This window comes from Pseudomonas frigoris, assembly GCF_047758635.1.
GTDB classification, from domain to species: domain Bacteria; phylum Pseudomonadota; class Gammaproteobacteria; order Pseudomonadales; family Pseudomonadaceae; genus Aquipseudomonas; species Aquipseudomonas frigoris.
The window spans coordinates 3,513,401-3,535,036 of record NZ_CP180479.1; the positions used below are offsets into that span (position 1 = coordinate 3,513,401).

The 21,636-nt window shown below is 57.1% G+C and carries 18 protein-coding genes and 1 pseudogene; all 19 read left to right on the forward strand.

The window, feature by feature from the left end; all coding sequences use genetic code 11:
• Positions 1–162 precede the first annotated feature (162 nt).
• The 19 genes and pseudogenes from ACMXYH_RS16045 (at position 163) to ACMXYH_RS16135 (ending at position 21,567) form a co-directional block, all read left to right on the forward strand.
• A complete protein-coding gene (locus ACMXYH_RS16045) occupies positions 163–522 on the forward strand; it encodes a response regulator (RefSeq protein WP_129444269.1) in 360 nt (119 codons plus the stop codon).
• 165 nt (positions 523–687) lie between these two features.
• Positions 688–2,193, forward strand: a complete 1,506-nt coding sequence (locus ACMXYH_RS16050) for a PhoPQ-activated protein PqaA family protein (RefSeq protein ID WP_415764095.1) — start codon at positions 688–690, stop codon at positions 2,191–2,193.
• A gap of 184 nt (positions 2,194–2,377) precedes the next feature.
• Positions 2,378–2,648: pseudogene (locus ACMXYH_RS16055) on the forward strand (response regulator); the annotation flags it as partial.
• A 270-nt stretch (positions 2,649–2,918) separates the two neighbouring features.
• A complete protein-coding gene (locus ACMXYH_RS16060; RefSeq protein WP_415764096.1) occupies positions 2,919–3,248 on the forward strand; it encodes a hypothetical protein in 330 nt (109 codons plus the stop codon).
• A gap of 9 nt (positions 3,249–3,257) precedes the next feature.
• On the forward strand, positions 3,258–4,415 hold the full coding sequence (locus tag ACMXYH_RS16065) for a hypothetical protein (RefSeq protein ID WP_415764097.1): 1,158 nt from the start codon (positions 3,258–3,260) through the stop codon (positions 4,413–4,415).
• 242 nt (positions 4,416–4,657) lie between these two features.
• Positions 4,658–5,131 carry a hypothetical protein gene (locus ACMXYH_RS16070; RefSeq protein WP_415764098.1) on the forward strand — a complete coding sequence of 158 codons (474 nt, stop codon included), beginning with the start codon at positions 4,658–4,660 and terminating at the stop codon, positions 5,129–5,131.
• 56 nt (positions 5,132–5,187) lie between these two features.
• Positions 5,188–6,483 (forward strand): glycosyltransferase, encoded by a 1,296-nt coding sequence (locus ACMXYH_RS16075; RefSeq protein WP_415764099.1) that lies wholly within the window; start codon positions 5,188–5,190, stop codon positions 6,481–6,483.
• A gap of 138 nt (positions 6,484–6,621) precedes the next feature.
• Positions 6,622–7,479 (forward strand): phospholipase, encoded by an 858-nt coding sequence (locus ACMXYH_RS16080; protein ID WP_415764100.1) that lies wholly within the window; start codon positions 6,622–6,624, stop codon positions 7,477–7,479.
• Between the two features lie 190 nt (positions 7,480–7,669).
• Positions 7,670–8,551, forward strand: a complete 882-nt coding sequence (locus ACMXYH_RS16085; RefSeq protein ID WP_415767711.1) for a phospholipase — start codon at positions 7,670–7,672, stop codon at positions 8,549–8,551.
• A 79-nt stretch (positions 8,552–8,630) separates the two neighbouring features.
• On the forward strand, positions 8,631–9,536 hold the full coding sequence (locus ACMXYH_RS16090) for an AraC family transcriptional regulator (RefSeq protein ID WP_129444280.1): 906 nt from the start codon (positions 8,631–8,633) through the stop codon (positions 9,534–9,536).
• Between the two features lie 320 nt (positions 9,537–9,856).
• Positions 9,857–11,167, forward strand: a complete 1,311-nt coding sequence (locus ACMXYH_RS16095) for an ABC transporter substrate-binding protein (protein ID WP_134421943.1) — start codon at positions 9,857–9,859, stop codon at positions 11,165–11,167.
• 141 nt (positions 11,168–11,308) lie between these two features.
• Positions 11,309–12,235, forward strand: coding sequence for a carbohydrate ABC transporter permease (locus ACMXYH_RS16100; RefSeq protein WP_415764101.1), 927 nt, complete (start codon positions 11,309–11,311; stop codon positions 12,233–12,235).
• A gap of 10 nt (positions 12,236–12,245) precedes the next feature.
• A complete protein-coding gene (locus tag ACMXYH_RS16105; RefSeq protein ID WP_129444285.1) occupies positions 12,246–13,076 on the forward strand; it encodes a carbohydrate ABC transporter permease in 831 nt (276 codons plus the stop codon).
• 126 nt (positions 13,077–13,202) lie between these two features.
• Positions 13,203–14,306: an ABC transporter ATP-binding protein gene (locus tag ACMXYH_RS16110; protein ID WP_129444287.1), complete on the forward strand. Its 1,104-nt coding sequence runs from the start codon at positions 13,203–13,205 to the stop codon at positions 14,304–14,306.
• 15 nt (positions 14,307–14,321) lie between these two features.
• Positions 14,322–15,794 (forward strand): mannitol dehydrogenase family protein, encoded by a 1,473-nt coding sequence (locus tag ACMXYH_RS16115; RefSeq protein ID WP_415764102.1) that lies wholly within the window; start codon positions 14,322–14,324, stop codon positions 15,792–15,794.
• Between the two features lie 158 nt (positions 15,795–15,952).
• Positions 15,953–17,449 (forward strand): xylulokinase, encoded by a 1,497-nt coding sequence (xylB, locus tag ACMXYH_RS16120; protein WP_129444291.1) that lies wholly within the window; start codon positions 15,953–15,955, stop codon positions 17,447–17,449.
• A gap of 13 nt (positions 17,450–17,462) precedes the next feature.
• Positions 17,463–18,407, forward strand: a complete 945-nt coding sequence (locus tag ACMXYH_RS16125) for a carbohydrate kinase family protein (protein ID WP_415764103.1) — start codon at positions 17,463–17,465, stop codon at positions 18,405–18,407.
• Between the two features lie 242 nt (positions 18,408–18,649).
• Positions 18,650–20,722 carry a type VI secretion system tip protein VgrG gene (locus ACMXYH_RS16130; protein ID WP_415764104.1) on the forward strand — a complete coding sequence of 691 codons (2,073 nt, stop codon included), beginning with the start codon at positions 18,650–18,652 and terminating at the stop codon, positions 20,720–20,722.
• Entirely contained in the window at positions 20,719–21,567 is an 849-nt protein-coding gene (locus tag ACMXYH_RS16135; protein WP_415764105.1) for a DUF4123 domain-containing protein, read from the forward strand. The genes ACMXYH_RS16130 and ACMXYH_RS16135 overlap by 4 nt, the downstream gene beginning before the upstream one ends.
• Positions 21,568–21,636: the final 69 nt, after the last annotated feature.

A 21,636-nucleotide genomic window follows, 5' to 3' on the forward strand; every position in this document is an offset into this window, starting at 1 on the left:
CACTGCTCCAACGCAAAGGAGCGGTTATCCTTGTCAGCACGAGTACAGCTATTCTTTTTTCCACGGCGTTGGGAACTTGTCGGGTTCCGTCACTTACTCAAACAAGAGCCCGGCGATTTCGATCGACCGGCAACCGCGAATTCAACCTGAGAACCCCCCACTATGTACTCCAACACGTCCATCATCCTTGTAGTCGAAGACGATGACATCGTGCGCATGCTGATTGTCGATGTGCTGGAGGAGCTGGAGTTCAAGGTGCTTGAGGCCGATGGCAGTGAAAAGGCGCTGGAATTCCTCAACGATGAAGATCAGTACATCGATTTGATGATGACAGACGTCGGTTTGCCGGTGATGGACGGCCGTGAATTGGCCACCCAGGCCCGGATGCTGCGCCCTGAGTTGCCGATCCTGTTTGCTAGTGGCTATGCCGAAAGCATTGATGTGCCCGAAGGTATGCACGTGATTGGTAAACCGTTTTCCATTGATCAGTTGCGCGACAAGGTCAAAGGCATGCTGGTCTGAGACAGTTGACAGGGCATCCTGGCCCCAGCACTTTTCTGCATAAACCGACGTAAGGCTGCATTTTTCGGCGTTTTTGGGCTCAGACCTGTCAAGTTTGACAGTAGAAAAGGCCGCCCGCCTGGCGTTTGATTGGACCGGTGATCCCACTCATAAGGAACCGAGTCCATGCCGAGTCGAACCGAACGCTACGCACGTAATTTGAAAATCAGCGGATTATTGCTGATGCTCATCGCCGGATATGGTTGCCAGTCAGCCTCTTCCGACAATCCCCAGCACTGCTTTGAACAGAGCGGACAGGCGTTCAGCGAAGTATTGAGCTGCTATCGCAAAGCCGAAGCGACGCAACCGCTGCGCTACATCAGTAAGGGACAAGAGCAACAGCCCGGCGTCAACATCCGGCGCTTCGAGTTGACGTCACAGTCCTGGGGCCAGGGCGGTCAAGTCGCCCCGGCAGACTGGACCCATGGAGTCGACCTGTACATTCCCGACAACGTCAAGGGTACGCGTGCCGTGCTGGTCGCCAACGACGGCGTCAACAACCCTTTGTCCGGTGAGTCTCCGGGAGCACCCAACAACTTTTCGCAGCAAACACTGCTCAACATTGCCCGCCAAACCGGTTTGATCGTAGTGGCTGTCAGTAATGTCCCTAACCAGTATTTGACCTACAACGATGACGGCGTGCCGCGTACAGAAGATGGCAGCGTTGCCCACAGCTGGAAGCTGTTCATGCAGGGTCCAAAACAACAGCCTTTTATGTCGCTGCATGTGCCGATGATGGAAGCGCTGGTCAAGGCCATGGACCTGGCGCAAAAGGAAACGCAGCCAGGCCAGGTGCGGAGTTTCCTGGCCACCGGCGCATCGAAACGCGGTTGGGCGGTATGGCTGTCCGCCCTTGCGGACTCACGCGTCGATAGCATCGTGCCGTTTGTTATTGACGTCTTGAACACGGAAAAAGTGTTCGACCAGACGTTTCTCGCCTACGGCGGTAACTGGCCACTGGCGTACATCGACTACTACATGCAAGGCGTGATAGCCCAACGCAAGACCGAGCCGTTCAAGCAGCTGATGCAGATCGAAGATCCGATGACCTATCGGAATCTGTCCGGCTACACCGACCGCTTGAAGATCCCGAAATACATCGTCAACGCCAGTGGCGATGACTTCTTCATCCCGGATGCTTCACGCCAGTATCTTGCGGATCTGCCGGGTGACAATACACTTCGGGTCATTCCCAATTCCGCCCACGATGTGCGGGCGTTTGTTGAAGCGAACCTGATTCCTTATATCAAGCGGCGGCAGACCGGCAATACCGCACCGAGATTAAAGGCACAGGAACAACGCCTTGACGCCACATCGACCAAGTTGCACCTGACCTTGTCCGAAATACCGATCAGGATGACCCAGTGGACAGCCCGCAACCCGCAGGCTCGGGACTTCCGGTACAACTGCGGCGTGCGCTACACCGCAGTACAATTGCCGGCCTCAATGGACGTCCAGACGACTCTCCGTGCTCCCAAGGTGGGTTGGAGCGCAGAGTTCTTCGAAGCTGAGTACGCGGACGGCGTTGTCGAGACGACGATGGTCAAGGTTCTTCCGGATACGTATCCGAATCAGGCACCACCCGCCGACGAGGCGTTTTGCAGAACGCTACCCGCCACCCTGGGTCAGTAAATCAAGACACGACAATCTCAACCCTTTTGCTCTGTGGGGTTGTCGTGTTTCCTTGACTGTTCTGGGTCATCCATTTTTTTGCGCCTGACACCGGAGCGTTCAGTTCAATGCCACGCTTGCTGTAGTTTAATTGCGCCCCTGCCCGATTACCCGTCTCAAGGAATACCGATGACCCAGCCCCGCGTTCAAGGTACTCGAGGCCAATGGCAGCGAACAGGCGCTGGAGTTTCTCAACGATGAAGATCAGTACATCGATTTGATCGATGACCAATGTGGGGCTGCCAATCATGGACGGTCGCGAATTGGCCAAACAGGCGCGCATGCTGCGTCCCGAGTTGCCGATTCTGTTCGCCAGCGGCTATGCCGAAAGCATCGAGGTACCTGACGGCATGCACGTGATCGGCAAGCCGTTTTCCATTGATCAGTTGCTGAACAAAGTCAAAAGCATTATTTAAAACTGCAATAAATCACCTGACCTCTTGCCTGTTATAGCGAAGAGGTATTTGCATCCGAACAACATAGCAACCGACTAAAGCCGTAATTATTTTCAGGCAAATGCAACACACACTTACATACATCCACTTGCTACCATTCAAACATTAAAAGAGGACACCTCAAACATACCGCCCAGAAAATAAATGGATTTATCATGACCATTAGAAATACAGACATTATCTTTCAAAGACACTTATCAAGACCTTCAGCTTATACCCCACCCCAAGATCATGTCCAACGACCTGCTGACAGGTGATTGGGACTTGAAGCATGGAGAGAGTATTTATAAAGCGTTTCCAAAGATGCTCCCCAATCTGATTTCTCCGGATGGAGAGTTTTACCGTCAACTCAATCGAAACTATGTGTCACATACGCAGGCCATGAGTACGCATTTGAAACTGGCCCTTTCATCCTTGCCGCTTCTTGATCGGGCGCGGCTGCTGCGCGGACAGGTGACGATATTCTCTGTACGGCCTTCAGTCGCTACTCTTCATCCAATCACCCGCCCCCCCATGAATCCATTATCGTCCACCCTTGACGCCATACTGAAAGTAAAGTAAAGGGTTCCCATGGAGAGTCAGAAAGACAAAGAGCAGGCCACCGGTCGTTACGGCGTGGTGATGTGTACCTACTTCGAAGGACGACTGAGTTGTTATGAGCTGTTCACCTTGCACGGAGTCTGCCGTGAAAACACGGAACTGGCCGAGCTGATCGAAAGGGAGAACCTGTTACATACAAGCCCCCGCAGCAGTGAAAAAAAACATTCCCACCCGGCACCGGTGCATCAATTGCCTACCAACATCGAGTGCTACACCCATGGAGTCACACCTGGCCTTGTCAATACCAGTCGTGGCGTCATTGAAAAAATCGGTGAACTATCAGCGACACGCCTGCCTTCGAACATTGAAAGCAAAGGCTATTACCAAAGTTTCTATTCAAGTGAATTCGACCCGCTCGCGAACTTCGTGCTCAAGCACCGGCCAATCGCAACCTACGATGAGTTGGTAAAAGAATGTTGGGGGCAAACCCGGCTGGAGGCATTGCGCGCAGAACGTGAAGAAGATTTGAACACGTTTCTCAATATTGTCGTACCGTTCAAGTCATGCATCGAAGACATCAATTCAGACGATCTGGATCGACAGTTCCAAGGAGTAGGTGCCTGCACCCTGGAAGCTGCGATGACACTTCTGTTGGTGGTCGGGGTCATCGGTAAGGTAGCCAGTCTTGCCGTCAAAAGCATGACCCTTGCAACGAAAGCCAGCGCCATGGCCAAGACCGGCCTGGGCCTGGTGAGCAGCTTGCTAAATCCGCTGGATGGCGTTACGGATTTGCTTATAGGTGGCGCGAAACTGTTGCGCAAAGGTTTTAACGGGAGTGTTGCGGCCTTGGAAAACGGCATTTCCGATCTTCGCCAGTTGACGGGTCAGACTCAATACGAGCAATTGGCCAGAGCCGGCGATCCAGACATCATTCGTCTTGGAACCTGGCGCCCCGTGGAATCTTCGAAAGACCTTTTCCGGGTCTGGGGTATACGCCAGAACGACAACTGGTACGCACTCAACCGGCACGGTCAGCCATGGGGAGCGAAGCTCAACAACTTCGAACCAACGAAAATCTGGCATCTGCTCAAGCTGGATAAGCTGATGCCGGCATCCTACACCCGCAAACTGCTCAAGGACGCGTGCCAGCCTCTATTGCAAAGATCGACGATGCTATCAGAGTCCTGACGGACGCTTCACTTGAAACCGACTCTGGGAAGATTGTGAAACTGCTGTAAGGTGACAACTCCAGTCAAGGTCGACGCAAACTTCTGAATCACCTGAACGAAGTAAAAAGCGATATTGCCAAAGTCACACCCGACAACTTTGTCCTGGACACCGCGGAGTCGGAAAGTTATGCAGCCCTGAACCCGGACTGGTATGCAGAATGAGCACGCGCAACCCCGAAGGAAGCAGCCAAAAAGAAGTTCATGCGCATCTATATCCATAACTTCAATCGGCAGTTCCGTACCGAAGGCTATAGCCATGAGGTACTCGCCGATGACATTGTTCATGAGTTGTTTCATGGAGCCCCCAACACACTGGATCACTCCTATGCCCACAATCCAATATCCGGACGCCAAGGTAACTACCAACGAGTGGATGTTGCTCCGCTGATTAACCTGGCATCCGGCCACCTGCGTGATCCGGGTACGCTGAAAGTGATCGACAAGGCCAACGCTTTCAATAATGCGGATTCGTTCGCACTGACCACATCACTGCTTAGCCAGTTATCGAAAGATCCAGCCTCGTACCGGCGAAACATTGAGACGATGTCGAAGGCGCTCGAAAGAAGCCAGAACGGCTACATCGGCTGGGAGGCTCTTGTGAAGTTGAATCCGGTTAAAGCCACACGATCTGCCGCAGGTCGGCCTGCGGCAGATTGGCTGAATGGAAACAACTGACTGTGGTTTAATTGCGCGCTTTTTCGACGCCCAGTGCCCGCATCAAGGAATGCCCCATGAGTCAGCCCTCCTCCACCAAAGTCCTGATCATCGGCTACGTCTGGCCCGAGCCCCGCTCTTCGGCGGCCGGCGGGCACATGATGCAAATTCTCGAGACCTTCTTGCAGCAAGGCTGGGACATTACTTTCAGTAGCCCGGCCGGCACCGGTGAACACCGGGCAGACCTGACGGTCTTGGGCATTCGCGAAGTCCCGATCGAATTGAACAACAGCAGTTTCGACACCTTTATCAGCGAACTGGCCCCCGATATCGTTCTGTTCGATCAGTTCATGATGGAAGAACAGTTCGGCTGGCGCGTTGAAAACCACTGTCCCGCTGCCTTGCGCGTGCTTGAGACCTCCGATCTGCGAAGCCTGCGAGATGCCCGCCATCAACGCCTCAAGGAGCGCTTGAAGGCCAGCGACGACGCCAATGATTTCAATCAACTGTTCGCGCCGGCATTACGTGAAGAGTTTGAGTTCATGGCCCAGACCGATCTGGCCAAACGGGAAATCGCAGCGATTTATCGTTGCGACTTGAGTCTGATGGTTTCCGAAGTAGAGATCGAGTTGCTGGTCGAGCAATTCAAGCTGCCGCGCCACTTGCTGCACTGGTGTCCGCTGATGGTTGATCTACCGAGCGCGCCCCCGGTTTCGTTTGAAGACCGCGCGCACTTTCTCAGCATCGGCAACTTCCGTCATGCGCCCAATTGGGATGCGGTGCTCTGGATGAAAACCACTATCTGGCCGCTGATCCGCGCGCAACTGCCCGCCGCTCAGTTGCACATATACGGTGCTTACACGCCCCCCAAGGCGACTGCGCTGCACAACGCCAGCCAGGGTTTTCATGTAATGAACTGGGCAGAAGATGCGTTAGAAGTCATGTCTGGCGCGCGTATCTGTCTTGCGCCCCTACGCTTTGGTGCTGGTATCAAAGGCAAGATTGTCGACGCCATGTTGTGTGGCACGCCCACGATCACAACGCCAATCGGCGCAGAAGCGATGCATGGCGAACATCTCTGGCCGGGGGCTGTGACCCGAACAGCACAGGCGTTCGCCGATTGCGCGGTTCAGCTGTACAAGGACGAGGCTCTGTGGACGGACGCCCAATCCCAAGGGAAGACATTGCTGGCCGGTCGTTATCGACAATCGGAACATGGTCCGGCGCTGATCGAAAAGTTGTTGTATTGCCAACAATACTTGGCACAACTTAGAAGCGACAACTTTACGGGAAGCATGTTGCGTCATCACCACCATAAAAGTACGCAATACATGGCGCAATGGATTGAAGCGAAGAATCGAAATCCGTTATAGAGCTCACACCAACAACAAACATTTTGCATTACCGCTGTTATTGACCGAGCCCAACATCCTCCTTATAAACACCCAGCCAAGCTTAGTTAAGTTCGGCACCATCAACCCTTCCTATAAGTAAATGCAAGGATGCATTAAATGAGCAACTACGCCAATAATAACTGGATGTCCGCCACGCCGGCCATTGACACTTTATCGCTCTGCGAACTGACTCTGCCTGGCACTCATAATGCTGGCTGCGACTGGAAAGCGTCCTGGCCGTTTTTCGGCCCTCCCGCCCACTGGGTGGCCTGTCAGCATGAATCGTTCTACAGCCAACTGTGTCATGGGTCCCGAGCACTTGATGCCCGTTTGATTTATGACGCCACTGCCCCAGGGTTAGGAAAATTCATATTTTTACATGACCGTCACCGTTCTAACCGCACGTTGGGAAACCTGGTAACCGATCTAAATAAATTCCTTTTGGAAAACCCTGATGAATTTGTCATTCTGGATTTTCACCAACTCAAGGACGGCAAGCAACCATTTGACTTCAAATACTTCAACGACATGATATTGAGGTTTATCGGCGATCGAATGATTCCTGCCCAAAACCAGGGCCTGAGCCTTAATAGACTCAAGCAAATCAGTCCACGCCAAAGGATACTGGTCGCGACCCCATGGCACAGTGCTCTTGATCGAAATGTATTTCATGAGCAGATCAAGCACAAATGGTCTGGCAGCGGTATTACCAGCACCGCGGATTTGGAAAAGCACATTATTAATGTGCTGAAATACCCGCCAGGCACATGGGCACCATGGTCGCTTTCCGCCACCAGTTACAGCGCTCTCGGCGACCCCGTGGACATTCATGATGAGCTTAACTCCTGGTTCGACCCGAAGAAAAATGACTGGGCGTTAAAGTGCAACATCATCAATGTCGACTTTATTGAAGAGTCCAACATTGTCTCTTATTGCCGAACTGTAAACCTGACCAAAGCGAGCAAGCGAAATTAACAATTTTCGCGCCATCAAATAGCTATTCTTGTGTAAGTGTTTCCACCGCTGGCAATACTGCCACGCACCTCTATGCTGGGTCATGAAGCCTTTTGTCTCAGGCGAGTGATACGGATGTAGCACCCAGCCACATCCGACACATGAACTTCTTCTCCCCATGGATGGGGCGAATCAACGACAAGGAACTGTCATGACCCGCAATACAGCAACCACACTCGACAAACAGCGATGGATGAGCAACGTACTGGATATCGGCCAGTTGAAGCTGACTGATATTGTCTGGCCCGGCACGCACAACGCTGGCATGGACAAAAAAGCGCCCAACTATGAGGTGGTGGTCGGCAACTGGACAACGTGCCAGAACGACTCATTTGCCTGGCAACTGGCCAACGGCGCACGGGCGTTCGATATCCGGCTTGGCTGTACCGCCGGCCCGGTAGTACCGGTGTTCTACTTCCATCACAACGGCTATCAATCCCACCGCATTCTTGATGAACTGATCGACGCGGTGACGACATTCCTCGACCGAAACCCGAACGAATTCATCGTCCTCGACTTCCACCAGTTAGGGGATGCGGCGAAGCTTTTCGACTACCAACAACTCAATGATCTACTGATGCGCCGCCTGGGCTCGCGCTTGATCCGTCCTTCGGACGCGCGCAGTACAGTGGAACAGCTCAAGCGCGCCAGTTCGCAGCGCCGCATTGTCATGGCAGCACAGGCGAAACCCGGACTCGACAGTGATTATTTCTGGCCGCAAATACCTCACAAGTGGAACGGCAAGGTATTCACCGACACCATCGATCTGCAATCGCATATCCAGACCACCCTTGTGGGGGCGCCTTACGAGAGATTTCTCTGGTCTTTGCCGGCGACGTGCTATTCGCTGTTGGGTGGCCCGCAGCACATCAAAAATCAAATCAACGACTGGTTCCACACCACCCGCGACTGGGTCACCCGTTGCAGCATCATCAGCACCGATTTTTTTGACGAGGCGGATATTGTCCGCTACTGCTGTAGCGCCACCAGCATGAAAGCGGTTTACGGAGACAGGTTGCACGCGCCGGCCTAAGCGAAAGCCATAGCAGGCTGGCACAGCAGGCGCCAAAAGAGGCATGATCCGATAGCGATAACAAGAAAAGCGTCCTGACATGACCCGAACAGCCCGCGTGACAGACCCCTCCTACGAACTGATGGACGACCATAACGGGTTGTCCATCATCTATCGTCAGCACGGTTTTCCCTGCCCGTTGGTGCGCTGGCATTTTCACAAGGAATACGAACTGCACCTGATCGTCGCCAGCTCCGGCAAAGTGTTCATCGGTGACTACATCGGTAACTTCTATCCGGAATCGCTGTTTCTCACCGGCCCCAACCTGCCCCACAACTGGATTAGCCAGGTGGCCGAAGACGAAGTGGTGCCCAAGCGCGACATGCTGGTCAATTTCACGGACGAGTTGTTCGACAGCGGCCACTTGGTGTTTGCCGAGCTCAAGACGCTGGCGCCGCTGTTGGAGCGCGCCCAGTACGGCATCGAGTTTCGCTGCAAGCGCACTATCCGCCAGGCCATGACTTTGATGCAGCGCATCGCCGACACCAAAGGCGTTACGCGCCTCGGGCACTTTTTCATTCTGCTGGAGTTGCTGGCGACCTCTGACGACTATCAGCTGCTGTCCGGGGCCACGACACCGCAATTGGCCGACGAGCACAATATTGATCGCACCAACCGGGCGGTGGATTACATCTTCGCGCATTACGCCCGTGAACTGCCGCTGGAGGAAGTCGCCGAGCATTTGGGCATGAAGCCGACTTATTTCAGTCGAGTGTTCAAGCAAGCCACCGGCCGCTGTTTCATCGAATTCGTCAATCGACTGCGCATCAGCAAATCCTGTGAGCTGTTGGCCGACGGTGACAAACCGGTAACCGATGTGTGTTTCGAATCGGGCTTCAACAATATTTCCAACTTCAATCGGCGCTTTCAGCAACTCAAGGGCATGACGCCGTCCCATTACCGGCGGTTGGCGGTGCAGCGGTTGACTGAGCAAAATCTCGGGTAAAGAAAGATCAAAAGATCGCAGGCTTCGCCACCTCCTACAGGGGATCGCATTCCAATGTAGGAGCTGGCGGAGCCTGCGATTTTTTGATCTTGGGGCCCGAAAACCTGTACGGAATCCATAGGGTCTAACCGCTAAAAAGCCGTTCCCTGCACCTCTCCTTCCAAACCCAAGTGCAAAATAGTATCGATTCAAGTGCGATGGATGATTTGTCACGTCATCAATTGAAGGCTGTAATCAGTGCACATTCTTCCTGCCGTCGGAAGACACAAAAACAATAACTGTCCTTCTGTAACCCGCCGGGTGCAGAAAAGGAGTGCACGATGCAACCTTCTGTAAAAGCTCTGCTTGCCCTCACCTGCATGACCCTCAGCAGCGTCAGCCTCGGCGCCCAGACCCTGACCATCGCCACCGTCAACAACAGCGACATGATCCGCATGCAAAAACTCTCGAAAACCTTCGAGGCCGAGCACCCGGACATCAAGCTCAATTGGGTGGTGCTGGAAGAAAATGTCCTGCGCCAACGCCTGACCACCGACATCGCCACTCAGGGCGGACAGTTCGATGTACTGACCATTGGCATGTACGAAGCCGCACTCTGGGGCGCCAAGGGTTGGCTGGAGCCGATGAAGGATTTGCCGGCCAGCTACGCCCTCGACGATGTGTTTCCATCGGTGCGTGAAGGCCTGTCGGTCAAGGGTTCGCTGTATGCCTTGCCCTTCTACGCTGAAAGCTCCATCACCTATTACCGCACCGATCTGTTCAAGGAAGCCGGGCTGACCATGCCCGAGCATCCGACCTGGACCCAGATCAGTGAATTCGCCAGCAAGCTCACCAATAAGGATAAAGAACAGTACGGCATTTGCCTGCGCGGCAAGGCCGGTTGGGGCGAGAACATGGCGCTGATCACCACCGTCGCCAATGCCTATGGTGCGCGCTGGTTCGATGAGCAGTGGAAGCCGGAATTCACCGGCCCCGAGTGGAAAAACGCGCTGAACTTCTACGTCGACACCATGAAGAACTCCGGTCCACCGGGTGCATCGAGCAACGGTTTCAACGAAAACCTCGCGCTGTTTAACAGTGGCAAGTGCGCGATCTGGGTCGATGCCAGCGTCGCCGGTTCCTTCGTCACCGACAAGACCCAAAGCAAGGTCAGCGACCACGTCGGCTTCACCTACGCACCGCACGAGACCACCGACAAGGGCTCGGCCTGGTTGTATTCCTGGGCGCTGGCAATTCCGACCAGCTCCAAGGCCAAGGACGCGGCGAAAACCTTCAGCGCCTGGGCCACTTCCAAAGAATATGGAGCGTTGGTTGCCGAGAAAGACGGCATTGCCAACGTACCGCCAGGTACCCGCGCTTCGACGTACAGCGATGAGTACATGAAGGCTGCGCCGTTCGCCAAGGTGACCCTCGAGTCGCTGAAAGCCGCAGACCCGAGCAAACCGACCCTCAAACCCGTGCCCTATATCGGCATCCAGTTGGTGACCATTCCTGAATTCCAGGCCGTGGGCACCCAGGTCGGCAAGCTGTTCTCGGCGGCACTGATCGGCCAGACCACGGTCGACCAGGCCCTGACCGCTGCCCAGTCAACCACAGAACGTGAAATGAAGCGCGCCGGTTACCCCAAGTAACCCGCGTCCCCCTGTGGGAGCGAGCTTGCTCGCGATGAGGCCATGACATTCAACATCTATGTCGGCTGAACGATCGCTATCGCGAGCAAGCTCGCTCCCACAGTTGTTCTTCATTTGTCTGTTCCTTATCGGTTCTATCCCATGAATATTTCAACTGCCAAAGCTCACATGGACATTCACCAACCTGTGCGTAAAAGCCGGTTGGCCAACCCCGGCTGGTTTCTGGTCAGCCCCTCGGTGGCGTTGTTGCTGCTGTGGATGATCGTGCCGCTGGGCATGACCGTTTACTTCTCGCTGATCCGCTACAACCTGCTCTACCCCGGTGAAAACGAGTTCGTCGGGCTGGAGAACTTCAGCTACTTCCTCAGTGACTCGGGTTTCCTGCCCGGCGCCACCAACACCTTGTTGCTGGTCGGCAGCGTGCTGCTGATCAGCGTGGTGTTCGGCGTGTTGATCAGTGCGCTGCTGGAGGCCAGTGAGTTTCTCGGTCGCGGCATCGTACGGGTGATGCTGATCTCGCCATTTTTCATCATGCCCACCGTCGGTGCGCTGATCTGGAAGAACCTGATTTTCCACCCGGTCTCGGGGATCCTCGCCTACGTCTGGAAGCTGTTCGGCGCGCAGCCGGTGGACTGGCTGGCGCATTACCCGCTGCTGTCGATCATCATCATTGTGTCCTGGCAATGGCTGCCGTTCGCGATCCTGATCCTGATGACCGCCATGCAGTCCCTCGACCAGGAGCAGAAAGAAGCCGCGCGCCTCGACGGTGCCGGGCCGATCGCGATCTTCTGGCACCTGACCCTGCCGCACCTGGCACGCCCGATTGCGGTGGTGGTGATGATCGAAACCATCTTCCTGCTCTCGGTGTTCGCCGAAATCTTCACCACCACCAACGGCGGCCCTGGCTACGCCTCGACCAACCTCGCCTACCTGATCTACAACCAGGCGCTGGTGCAGTTCGACGTCGGCATGGCGTCCGCCGGTGGCTTGATCGCGGTGGTGATCGCCAACATCGCGGCCATCGTGCTGGTGCGGATGATCGGCAAAAACCTGACAGACAAAGCCTGAGGCCTGAGCCATGACCCTTCAACAATCCCGCCGTCTGCAAAGCCTGCTGCTCGGCACCCTGGCCTGGGCCATCGCGATCCTGATCTTCTTCCCGATCTTCTGGATGGTGATGACCAGTTTCAAAACCGAAATCGATGCGTTCGCCACGCCGCCGCAGTTCATCTTCACGCCGACGCTTGCGAACTACCTGCACATCAACGAGCGCAGTGATTACTTCAGCTTCGCCTGGAACTCGGTGGTGATTTCCTTCAGCGCCACAGCTCTGTGCCTGCTGATCGCGGTGCCGGCGGCCTACTCGATGGCGTTCTACGAAACCAAACGCACCAAAGGCACGCTGCTGTGGATGCTCTCCACCAAGATGCTGCCACCGGTGGGCGTGCTGATGCCGATCTACTTGCTGGCCAAGAGTTTCGGCCTGCTCGATACGCGCATCGCGCTGATCGTGATCTACACGCTGATCAACCTGCCGATCGTGGTCTGGATGATTTACACCTACTTCAAGGACATCCCCAAGGACATCCTCGAAGCCGCGCGCCTGGACGGTGCCACGCTGTGGCAGGAAATGGTCCGGGTGCTGCTGCCGATCGCCAAGGGTGGCCTGGCGTCCACGGTGCTGTTGTCGCTGATCCTGTGCTGGAACGAGGCGTTCTGGTCCTTGAACCTGACCTCGTCGAAAGCCGCGCCGCTGACCGCATTGATCGCCTCGTACTCCAGTCCCGAAGGTCTGTTCTGGGCCAAGTTGTCGGCGGTGTCGACGCTGGCCTGCGCGCCGATCCTGATCTTCGGCTGGATCAGCCAGAAACAATTGGTCCGCGGTCTGTCGTTCGGCGCCGTGAAATGAATCAAAAGCAAAAGATCGCAGCCTGCGGCAGCTCAGGGGCACCGCATCGGCCGGACGTTCCGTGTAGGTGCTGCCGAAGGCTGCGATCTTTTGATCTTAAAAAACAACAAGCGGAGGCCCACCACCATGGCCAACCTGAAAATCAAGAATCTGCAAAAAGGCTTCGAAGGCTTTTCCATCATCAAAGGCATCGACCTGGAAGTGAACGACCGCGAGTTCGTGGTGTTCGTCGGGCCGTCGGGCTGCGGCAAATCCACCCTGCTGCGCCTGATCGCCGGCCTGGAAGAAGTCAGCGGCGGCACCATCGAACTCGATGGCCGCGACATCACCGAAGTCAGCCCGGCCAAGCGCGACCTGGCGATGGTGTTCCAGACCTACGCCCTGTACCCGCACATGAGCGTGCGCAAAAACATGTCGTTTGCCCTCGACCTGGCCGGCGTACCGAAAACCGAAGTCGAGAAGAAAGTCGGCGAAGCGGCGCGCATCCTCGAACTCGGGCCGATGCTCGAACGTAAACCAAAACAGTTGTCCGGCGGTCAGCGTCAGCGCGTGGCCATCGGCCGGGCCATCGTGCGCAATCCGAAGATCTTCCTGTTCGACGAACCACTATCCAACCTCGACGCCGCCCTGCGCGTGCAGATGCGCCTGGAACTGTTGCGCCTGCACAAAGAACTGCAAGCCACGATGATCTACGTGACCCACGATCAGGTCGAAGCCATGACCATGGCCGACAAGGTTGTCGTACTCAATGGCGGCAAGGTTGAACAAGTGGGTTCGCCGCTGGATCTGTATCACCAGCCGGCCAACCTGTTTGTCGCCGGGTTCCTTGGCACGCCGAAAATGGGTTTCCTCAAGGGCAAAGTCACCCGCGTCGAAAGCCAGAGCTGTGAAGTGCTGCTGGACGCCGGAACCCGGATTACCTTGCCGTTGAGCGGTGCCAACCTGAGTGTCGGCGGAGCGGTGACGTTGGGCATTCGCCCGGAGCATCTGAATCTCGCGCAAACCGGCGACTGCACTTTGCAGGTCACGGCCGACGTCAGCGAACGCCTGGGCAGCGACACCTTCTGCCACGTGGTGACCTCGTCCGACGAAGCCTTGACGATGCGCGTTCGCGGCGACCTGGCCAGCCGTTATGGCGAGTCGCTGAGCCTGCATCTGGACGCCGAACACTGCCATTTATTCGATGCCGACGGTGTGGCGCTGACCCGCCCACTACGCGCTGCGGCCTGATTTCGAGACCTTGTGATGAAACTCAATAAACAAAACCTCAACCGCCTCGCCCCCGAGGTGGTCCTGCCCGCCTACGCCCTGAGCGACACCCGCCAAGGCATCGCGCACATCGGTGTCGGCGGTTTCCACCGGGCGCATCAGGCGTATTACACCGATGCGTTGATGAATACCGGCGAAGACCTGGACTGGGCGATTTGCGGCGTCGGTCTGCGCGCCGAAGACCGCCGCGCCCGGGACGATCTCAAAGAGCAGGATTACCTCTTCACCCTGTTCGAGCTGGGCGATACCGACGACACCGAAGTTCGGGTGATCGGCGCGATTCGCGACATGCTTTTGGCCGAAGACGGCGCACAAGCGCTGATCGACAAACTCGCCAGCCCCGAGATCCGTATCGTTTCGCTGACCATTACCGAAGGCGGCTACTGCATCGACGACAGCAACGGCGAGTTTATGGCCCAACTGCCGCAAATCCAGCACGACCTGGCACACCCGAACGCACCGAAAACCGTGTTCGGTTTTCTCTGCGCCGCGCTGGCCAAACGTCGCGCAGCCGGCACGCCGGCATTCACCTTGATGTCCTGCGATAACCTGCCGCACAACGGCGCGGTCACCCGCAAAGCGTTACTGGCGTTCGCCGCCCTGGGCGATGCCGAGCTAGGGGACTGGATCGCCACCAACGTGAGTTTCCCCAACGCGATGGTCGACCGCATCACGCCGATGACCAGCACCGAACACAAGCTGCAACTGCACGATAAACACGCTATCGACGACGCCTGGCCGGTGGTCTGTGAACCCTTCGTGCAATGGGTACTGGAAGACAAGTTCGTCAACGGTCGTCCGGCCTGGGAAAAGGTCGACGTCCAGTTCACCGACGACGTCACGCCCTACGAAGAGATGAAAATCAAACTGCTCAACGGCAGTCACCTCGCACTCACTTATCTGGGTTTTTTGAAGGGTTACCGCTTCGTTCACGAAACCATGAACGACCCGCTGTTCGTGCGCTACATGCGTGCCTACATGGACCTGGACGTGACCCCGCAACTCTCACCCGTGCCGGGGATTGACCTGACCGAGTACAAAAACACCCTGGAGGCGCGCTTCTCCAACCAGGCGATTGCCGATCAGCTCGAGCGCGTGTGTTCGGACGGTTCGTCGAAGTTTCCGAAGTTCACGGTGCCGACGATCAATCGATTGATTGCTGATGGACAGGAGACCAAACGGGCCGCATTAGTAGTAGCGGCTTGGGCGTTGTATTTGAAGGGCGTGGATGAGAATGGCGATACCTACAGCATTCCTGATCCGCGGGCGGCGTTCTGTCAGGCGTTGGTGGCGGATGATGCGTTGATCACGCAGCGGTTGCTGACGGCTGAGGAGATTTTTGGTACGGCGATCCCGTATTCGCCCGAGTTTGTGGCGGCGTTTGAGTGGTGCTGTAACAGCTTGCGGGACGTCGGTGTGTCGCGGACTTTGGAGCGGGTACTGGCGTAAGTACGGCGGTGAACCTGCTGCCGTCTTCGCGAGCAAGCCCGCTCCCACATTAGATAGCTGGCGTATACAACATTTGTGGCCACCTCAGATCAAGTGCGGGAGCGGGCTTGCTCGCTAATGGGTTCAACGAGATCGACCTGACACACCAAGGACATCCCATGGCAAACCAACAACTATTCCTCGGCATCGACTGCGGCACCCAAGGCACCAAAGCCATCATCCTCGACGCCGTCAGCGGTCAGGTGCTGGGCCAGGGCGCTGCAGCGCACAGCCTGATCAGTGGCGCCAATGGCCACCGCGAGCAAGACACCTCGCAATGGCTGGAAGCCTTCGCGCTTGCCACCCGCCGTGCATTGCTCGCGGCAAAGGTCGACGGCCAGGACATCCTCGGCATCGGCGTTTCCGGCCAGCAACATGGGTTGGTGCTGCTCGACGATCAGGGCCAGGTGCTGCGTCCGGCCAAACTCTGGTGTGACACCGAATCCACCCCGGAAAACGACCGTCTGCTGACCCATCTGGGTGGCGAAAAAGGCTCGCTGGAACGCCTCGGCGTTGTGATCGCGCCGGGCTACACCGTCTCAAAACTGCTCTGGAGCAAAGAACAACATCCAAAGATTTTCGCTCGCATCGCGCGCATCCTGCTGCCCCACGACTACCTCAACTATTGGCTCACCGGCCGCAGTTGCAGCGAGTACGGCGACGCCTCGGGCACCGGCTATTTCAACGTGCGCACCCGCCAGTGGGATTTGCAGCTGCTGCGTGACATCGATCCCACCGGGCGACTGCAAGCCGCGCTGCCGGAGCTGATCGACGCTCATCAAGCGGTCGGCACGATCCTGCCGAGCATCGCCGAACACCTGGGCATCAACCCGCAGGCGCTGGTCTCCAGCGGCGGTGGCGACAACATGATGGGCGCCATCGGCACCGGCAACATCAAGCCCGGCGCTATCACCATGAGCCTCGGTTCTTCGGGGACGATATACGCCTATGCGGATCAACCGAAGGTCAGTGCGGACGCTTCAGTCGCAACGTTCTGCTCCTCCAGCGGTGGCTGGCTGCCGCTGATCTGCACCATGAACCTGACCAACGCGACCGGTGTGATTCGGGAGTTGTTCGAGCTGGATATCGAACAGTTCAATGCCCTCGTCGCGCAAGCACCCATCGGTGCCGAAGGCGTGTGCATGCTGCCGTTCCTTAACGGCGAGCGCGTCCCCGCCCTGCCCCATGCCACCGGCAGCTTGCTGGGGTTGACGATGACCAACCTGACTCAGGCCAACCTGTGCCGCGCGGTGGTCGAAGGCACGACCTTCGGTTTGCGTTATGGACTGGACCTGCTGCGCCAGAATGGCTTACAAAGCCGCAGCATCTGCCTGATCGGCGGCGGCTCGAAAAGCCCGGTGTGGCGGCAGATCGTCGCTGACATCATGAACACCCCAGTCATCTGCACCGAACAAAGCGAAGCCGCGGCCCTTGGCGCCGCGATTCAGGCCGCGTGGTGCAAGTCCTGGGCAAACGGGCATGAAGACAGTCTGGCGGACCTTTGCGAGCGTTGCGTGAAGCTCGATCCAGCCAGCGAAACCTTGCCGATGGCAGACAATGTGGCAGCCTGTCAGCAGGCCTACGAACGCTATCAACAGCATGTCGCAACCCTTTAAAGAGTGAATAACTATGTACCTGGTGTGTGGCGAAGCGCTGTTCGATTTCTTCAGTGAAGACGATGCCAGCGGCCTGGCTTCAAAAGTGAATTTCAAGGCGATTGCCGGCGGCTCGCCGTTCAATGTCGCGGTGGGTTTGCGCCGTTTGGGCGTGGACGCGGCGCTGTTTGCCGGGTTGTCGACCGACTATCTCGGTCGGCGCTTGCAGCAGGTCCTGCAGGATGAAGGCGTGCGGCCGGATTACCTGGTGGATTTCGCTGCGCCTACGACCTTGGCGATGGTGGCCGTCGGTGCCAATGGTTCGCCGCATTACAGCTTCCGGGGTGAAGGGTGCGCGGATCGTCAGCTGAAAACCGAGCATCTGCCGGAACTGGGACCTGAAGTGCGCGGCTTGCATATCGGTTCGTTCTCGCTGGTGGTGCAACCGATTGCCGACACGCTGTTGGCATTGGTGCAACGGGAAAGCGGCAAACGCTTGATCAGCCTTGATCCCAACGTGCGGCTCAATCCTGAGCCGAATATCGACCTGTGGCGTTCGCGAATTGCGACCTTGGTTGAGCTGGCCGACCTGATCAAAGTCAGTGATGAAGATTTGAGCCTGTTGTACCCCGAGCAGGATCCGCAGCGGGTGATTGAAGGCTGGCTGCAGCATCGTTGTCAGTTGGTGTTTCTGACCCGTGGTGGCGAGGGGGCGACGGTGTTCAGCCGCCTGCATGGCTCCTGGTCGGTGCCGGCGAGTTCAGTGAAAATCGCCGACACCGTGGGCGCTGGCGATACGTTCCAGGCGGCGTTGATTACCTGGCTGACCGAGCAGCAGCTGGATTCGGTTGAGGGTGTGCAGCAGCTCAGCCGCGAGCAGATCGACGGGATGTTGAAGTTTGCGGTGCAAGCTGCGGCGCTGACTTGCAGCAAGACCGGACCGGACTTGCCGTATCGCCAGCAGTTGGATCTTCGCTGAGGCTGATGGTCTCTTCGCGAGCAGGCTCGCTCCCACATTGGATCGCGGTCGAATGTGGGAGCGAGCTTGCTCGCGATGGCGGCGTAACTCACACCGCCAACGGGGGTAAGTGCCAATGATGGCAGGGGGCTGTTACCGGCTACAGACGACTTTAGTCGGTAAATGAAGGCTCGTTTCCTTGAACGAGGCGCTTTAATCCTGCACCATCCGCCCCAGCTTATTCAAAGGACGGAATTAAAGGCATGCTGGACGCGAACGCAACCCATATTTCCCTGACGCTGGAAGGCGTTTCCGTTGACCTTCAGGTACTCAGCTTCGTCGGTCGCGAAACCCTCAATCAGCCGTTCTGCTTCGACATCGAACTGGTCAGCGCGCGCCCCGACCTGAAACTCGAAGAGTTGCTGCACAAGCCCGGCTGCCTGACCTTCGGTGCCACCGGCAAAGGCATCATCCACGGCCTGGTGTATCGCATCGAGCAAGGCGATTCCGGCAAAAGCCTGACCCGTTACAGCATCAGCCTGGTACCGCAACTCGCCTACCTGCGCCACAACCATGACCAGCAGATTTTCCAGCATTTAAGTGTGCCGAAGATCATCGCTCAGGTCCTTGAAGCGCGCGGCATCCTGGCCGACGCCTACAGCTTCCAGCTCGGCGCGATCTACCCGGAACGCAATTACTGCGTGCAGTACGACGAGTCCGACCTGCATTTCATCCAGCGCCTGTGCGAAGAAGAAGGCATTCACTTCCACTTCCAGCACAGTGCCAGCGGCCACAAACTGGTGTTCGGCGACGACCAGACGGTGTTCCGCAAACTCGCGCCCGTGGCCTACCAGCAAGACTCCGGCATGGCCGCCGAGAAACCGGTGATCAAGCGCTTCAACCTGCGCCTGGAAACCCGCACTACCCGCGTCAGCCGCCGCGATTACGACTTCGAGAAACCGCGCATCCTGCCCGAGGGCGCCGCCAAAAGCGCGTTCGCCCCGGACCTGGAAGACTACGACTACCCCGGCCGCTTCACCGACCGCGAACGCGGCAAGCAACTGGCAACCCGCGCCCTGGAACGCCACCGCAGCGACTACAAACTTGCCGAAGGCAAAGGTGACGAGCCAACCCTGGTCAGCGGCCACTTCATGGCCCTGAGCGAACACCCGCGCGCCGAGTGGAACGACCTCTGGCTACTGTTGGAAGTGGTGCACGAAGGCAAACAGCCGCAAGTGCTCGGCGCAAACGTCACCAGCGACGTCACCCAGAACAAAGACGATTTCCACCAGGGCTACCGCAACCGCTTCCTCGCCACCCCGTGGGACGCGCACTTTCGCCCTGCCCTCGAACACCCGAAACCCAAAGTCCTCGGCAGCCAGACTGCCATCGTCACCGGCCCAGCAGGTGAAGAAATCCATTGCGACGAGTACGGTCGCGTCAAAGTCCAGTTCCACTGGGACCGCGAAGGCCTGGCCGACGACAAGACCAGCTGCTGGCTGCGCGTCGCCACCGGCTGGGCCGGCAGTGCCTACGGCGGCATCGCCATCCCGCGCATCGGCATGGAAGTGCTGGTGTCGTTTATGGAAGGCGACCCCGACCAACCACTGATCACAGGCTGCCTGTACCACAAGGAAAACGTCGTCCCGTACGACCTGCCGGCGAACAAAACCCGCAGCACCTTCAAGACGCTCAGCTCACCGGGCGGTAACGGTTACAACGAGTTTCGGATTGAAGACAAAAAAGGTGCGGAACAGATCTACCTGCATGCCCAGCGCGATTGGGATGAAAACATTGAGCATGACCAGAAGATTCGCGTCGGCAACGAGCGGCATGACACCGTTGAGGCCAATGTTTTAAGCGAATTCAAGGTTGAAGAGCATCGGATTACCCACCTCGACCGCAAGACTGAAACCCGGGCGAATGATCACCTCACCGTTGGCGTGACTCAGCATGTGAAGGTGGGGACGGCGCAGTTTGTCGAGGCTGGGCAGGAGATTCACTACAACGCTGGGGAAAAGGTTGTGGTTGAGGGTGGCATGGAGCTGACGGCCAAGGCTGGCGGGAGCTTTGTGAAGGTGGATGCGGGGGGCGTGACGATCAGTGGCGCGCAGGTCAAGGTCAACTCCGGCGGTGGGCCCGGCGCGGGGACAGGGATTCAGATTCTCCCTCCTGTTATTCCATGGGCCGCCGCCCAGGACAAAGCAGGCGCCCTGCTCGTCCCGGCGGCCGTGCAAATGGCTATGGCTAAAGCCGCCCGTGCGGCTGGCGACATCCGCTGCCCGATCTGCGAAGCCTGCCGTGAAGGCAAGTGTGATTTGGGGACGGCAGCATGAGCGACGCACTGAACAACTGGCTCGGCGAACAAACCCGGCTCAACCGAGTCCTGATCCTCGCCCTCGACAGCCTCGCCGAACCGAACCCGGTCACCTCGCTGTACAGCGCCGGCCTGATGCAGCGCTCGGTGCAACTCTATCGAGGCACCCAGTACGCCGAATTCGTCGCCATCAGCCCATGGCTGACCGAACTGTCCAACCCCAGCGCCGACGCCTTCCGCAAACTGCTGGACGACCCACAGCGAAACTGGGGCTGGATCGGCAGCATGGACAACGCCGACCTCGACGGCCTGACCCAACACTGGCGAGCGCGGATGATCATCGACGAAGACGGCGAGCGCTCGTTGTTCCGTTTCCAGGACAACCGTGTGATTGCTCGTTGCCTGACCAACCTCAAAGCATCGGAATATCCGCTGCTGCTCGGCCCGATCAGCAGCGTGCTGTATTGGGATGAAAATCAATGGAAAAGCGCGGATAACGCAAGGCCCGGGGTTTATCCGGCTCCTGATCCTGCGCCTTGGTTGCGAAACCCTGAGTCCGGCGAACAGGCTCGAAGCATCCTGCGCGACAACCTCAAACGTTGGCTGCTGACCTATCACGTCGAAGCGGCGGCTGAGTTGGCGGAAACACGCGTCGTCAGCAAGTGGCTTGAAGAACAAATGGACTTAATGGATCTGTGGCAATGGAAAACGCCGGAACAGAGAGAGTTGATGTTGAGCCGACGACTGAGTCCCAAGTGTATGGAAGATATTGCGTGGGAGCCTTTACCGGGGGAAACGCTTGAGGCGCATTTTGAGCGTTGTCAGCGAGTGTTTTCTGAATCGAGTGTCGGTATTGAGGTTTGAATATAAGGCAATGGGTATGGGCGAAGACGCTCGCAAATTCGCGGCCTACACAAATTGCAATGAGCAAGG

What these genes read in the sequence shown, in the direction of transcription:
- ACMXYH_RS16045 (WP_129444269.1), top strand. Translation starts at nt 163, where the DNA reads ATGTACTCCAACACGTCCATCATCCTTGTAGTCGAAGACGATGACATC.
- ACMXYH_RS16050 (WP_415764095.1), top strand. Translation starts at nt 688, where the DNA reads ATGCCGAGTCGAACCGAACGCTACGCACGTAATTTGAAAATCAGCGGA.
- ACMXYH_RS16060 (WP_415764096.1), top strand. Translation starts at nt 2,919, where the DNA reads ATGTCCAACGACCTGCTGACAGGTGATTGGGACTTGAAGCATGGAGAG.
- ACMXYH_RS16065 (WP_415764097.1), top strand. Translation starts at nt 3,258, where the DNA reads ATGGAGAGTCAGAAAGACAAAGAGCAGGCCACCGGTCGTTACGGCGTG.
- ACMXYH_RS16070 (WP_415764098.1), top strand. Translation starts at nt 4,658, where the DNA reads ATGCGCATCTATATCCATAACTTCAATCGGCAGTTCCGTACCGAAGGC.
- ACMXYH_RS16075 (WP_415764099.1), top strand. Translation starts at nt 5,188, where the DNA reads ATGAGTCAGCCCTCCTCCACCAAAGTCCTGATCATCGGCTACGTCTGG.
- ACMXYH_RS16080 (WP_415764100.1), top strand. Translation starts at nt 6,622, where the DNA reads ATGAGCAACTACGCCAATAATAACTGGATGTCCGCCACGCCGGCCATT.
- ACMXYH_RS16085 (WP_415767711.1), top strand. Translation starts at nt 7,670, where the DNA reads ATGACCCGCAATACAGCAACCACACTCGACAAACAGCGATGGATGAGC.
- ACMXYH_RS16090 (WP_129444280.1), top strand. Translation starts at nt 8,631, where the DNA reads ATGACCCGAACAGCCCGCGTGACAGACCCCTCCTACGAACTGATGGAC.
- ACMXYH_RS16095 (WP_134421943.1), top strand. Translation starts at nt 9,857, where the DNA reads ATGCAACCTTCTGTAAAAGCTCTGCTTGCCCTCACCTGCATGACCCTC.
- ACMXYH_RS16100 (WP_415764101.1), top strand. Translation starts at nt 11,309, where the DNA reads ATGAATATTTCAACTGCCAAAGCTCACATGGACATTCACCAACCTGTG.
- ACMXYH_RS16105 (WP_129444285.1), top strand. Translation starts at nt 12,246, where the DNA reads ATGACCCTTCAACAATCCCGCCGTCTGCAAAGCCTGCTGCTCGGCACC.
- ACMXYH_RS16110 (WP_129444287.1), top strand. Translation starts at nt 13,203, where the DNA reads ATGGCCAACCTGAAAATCAAGAATCTGCAAAAAGGCTTCGAAGGCTTT.
- ACMXYH_RS16115 (WP_415764102.1), top strand. Translation starts at nt 14,322, where the DNA reads ATGAAACTCAATAAACAAAACCTCAACCGCCTCGCCCCCGAGGTGGTC.
- xylB (WP_129444291.1), top strand. Translation starts at nt 15,953, where the DNA reads ATGGCAAACCAACAACTATTCCTCGGCATCGACTGCGGCACCCAAGGC.
- ACMXYH_RS16125 (WP_415764103.1), top strand. Translation starts at nt 17,463, where the DNA reads ATGTACCTGGTGTGTGGCGAAGCGCTGTTCGATTTCTTCAGTGAAGAC.
- ACMXYH_RS16130 (WP_415764104.1), top strand. Translation starts at nt 18,650, where the DNA reads ATGCTGGACGCGAACGCAACCCATATTTCCCTGACGCTGGAAGGCGTT.
- ACMXYH_RS16135 (WP_415764105.1), top strand. Translation starts at nt 20,719, where the DNA reads ATGAGCGACGCACTGAACAACTGGCTCGGCGAACAAACCCGGCTCAAC.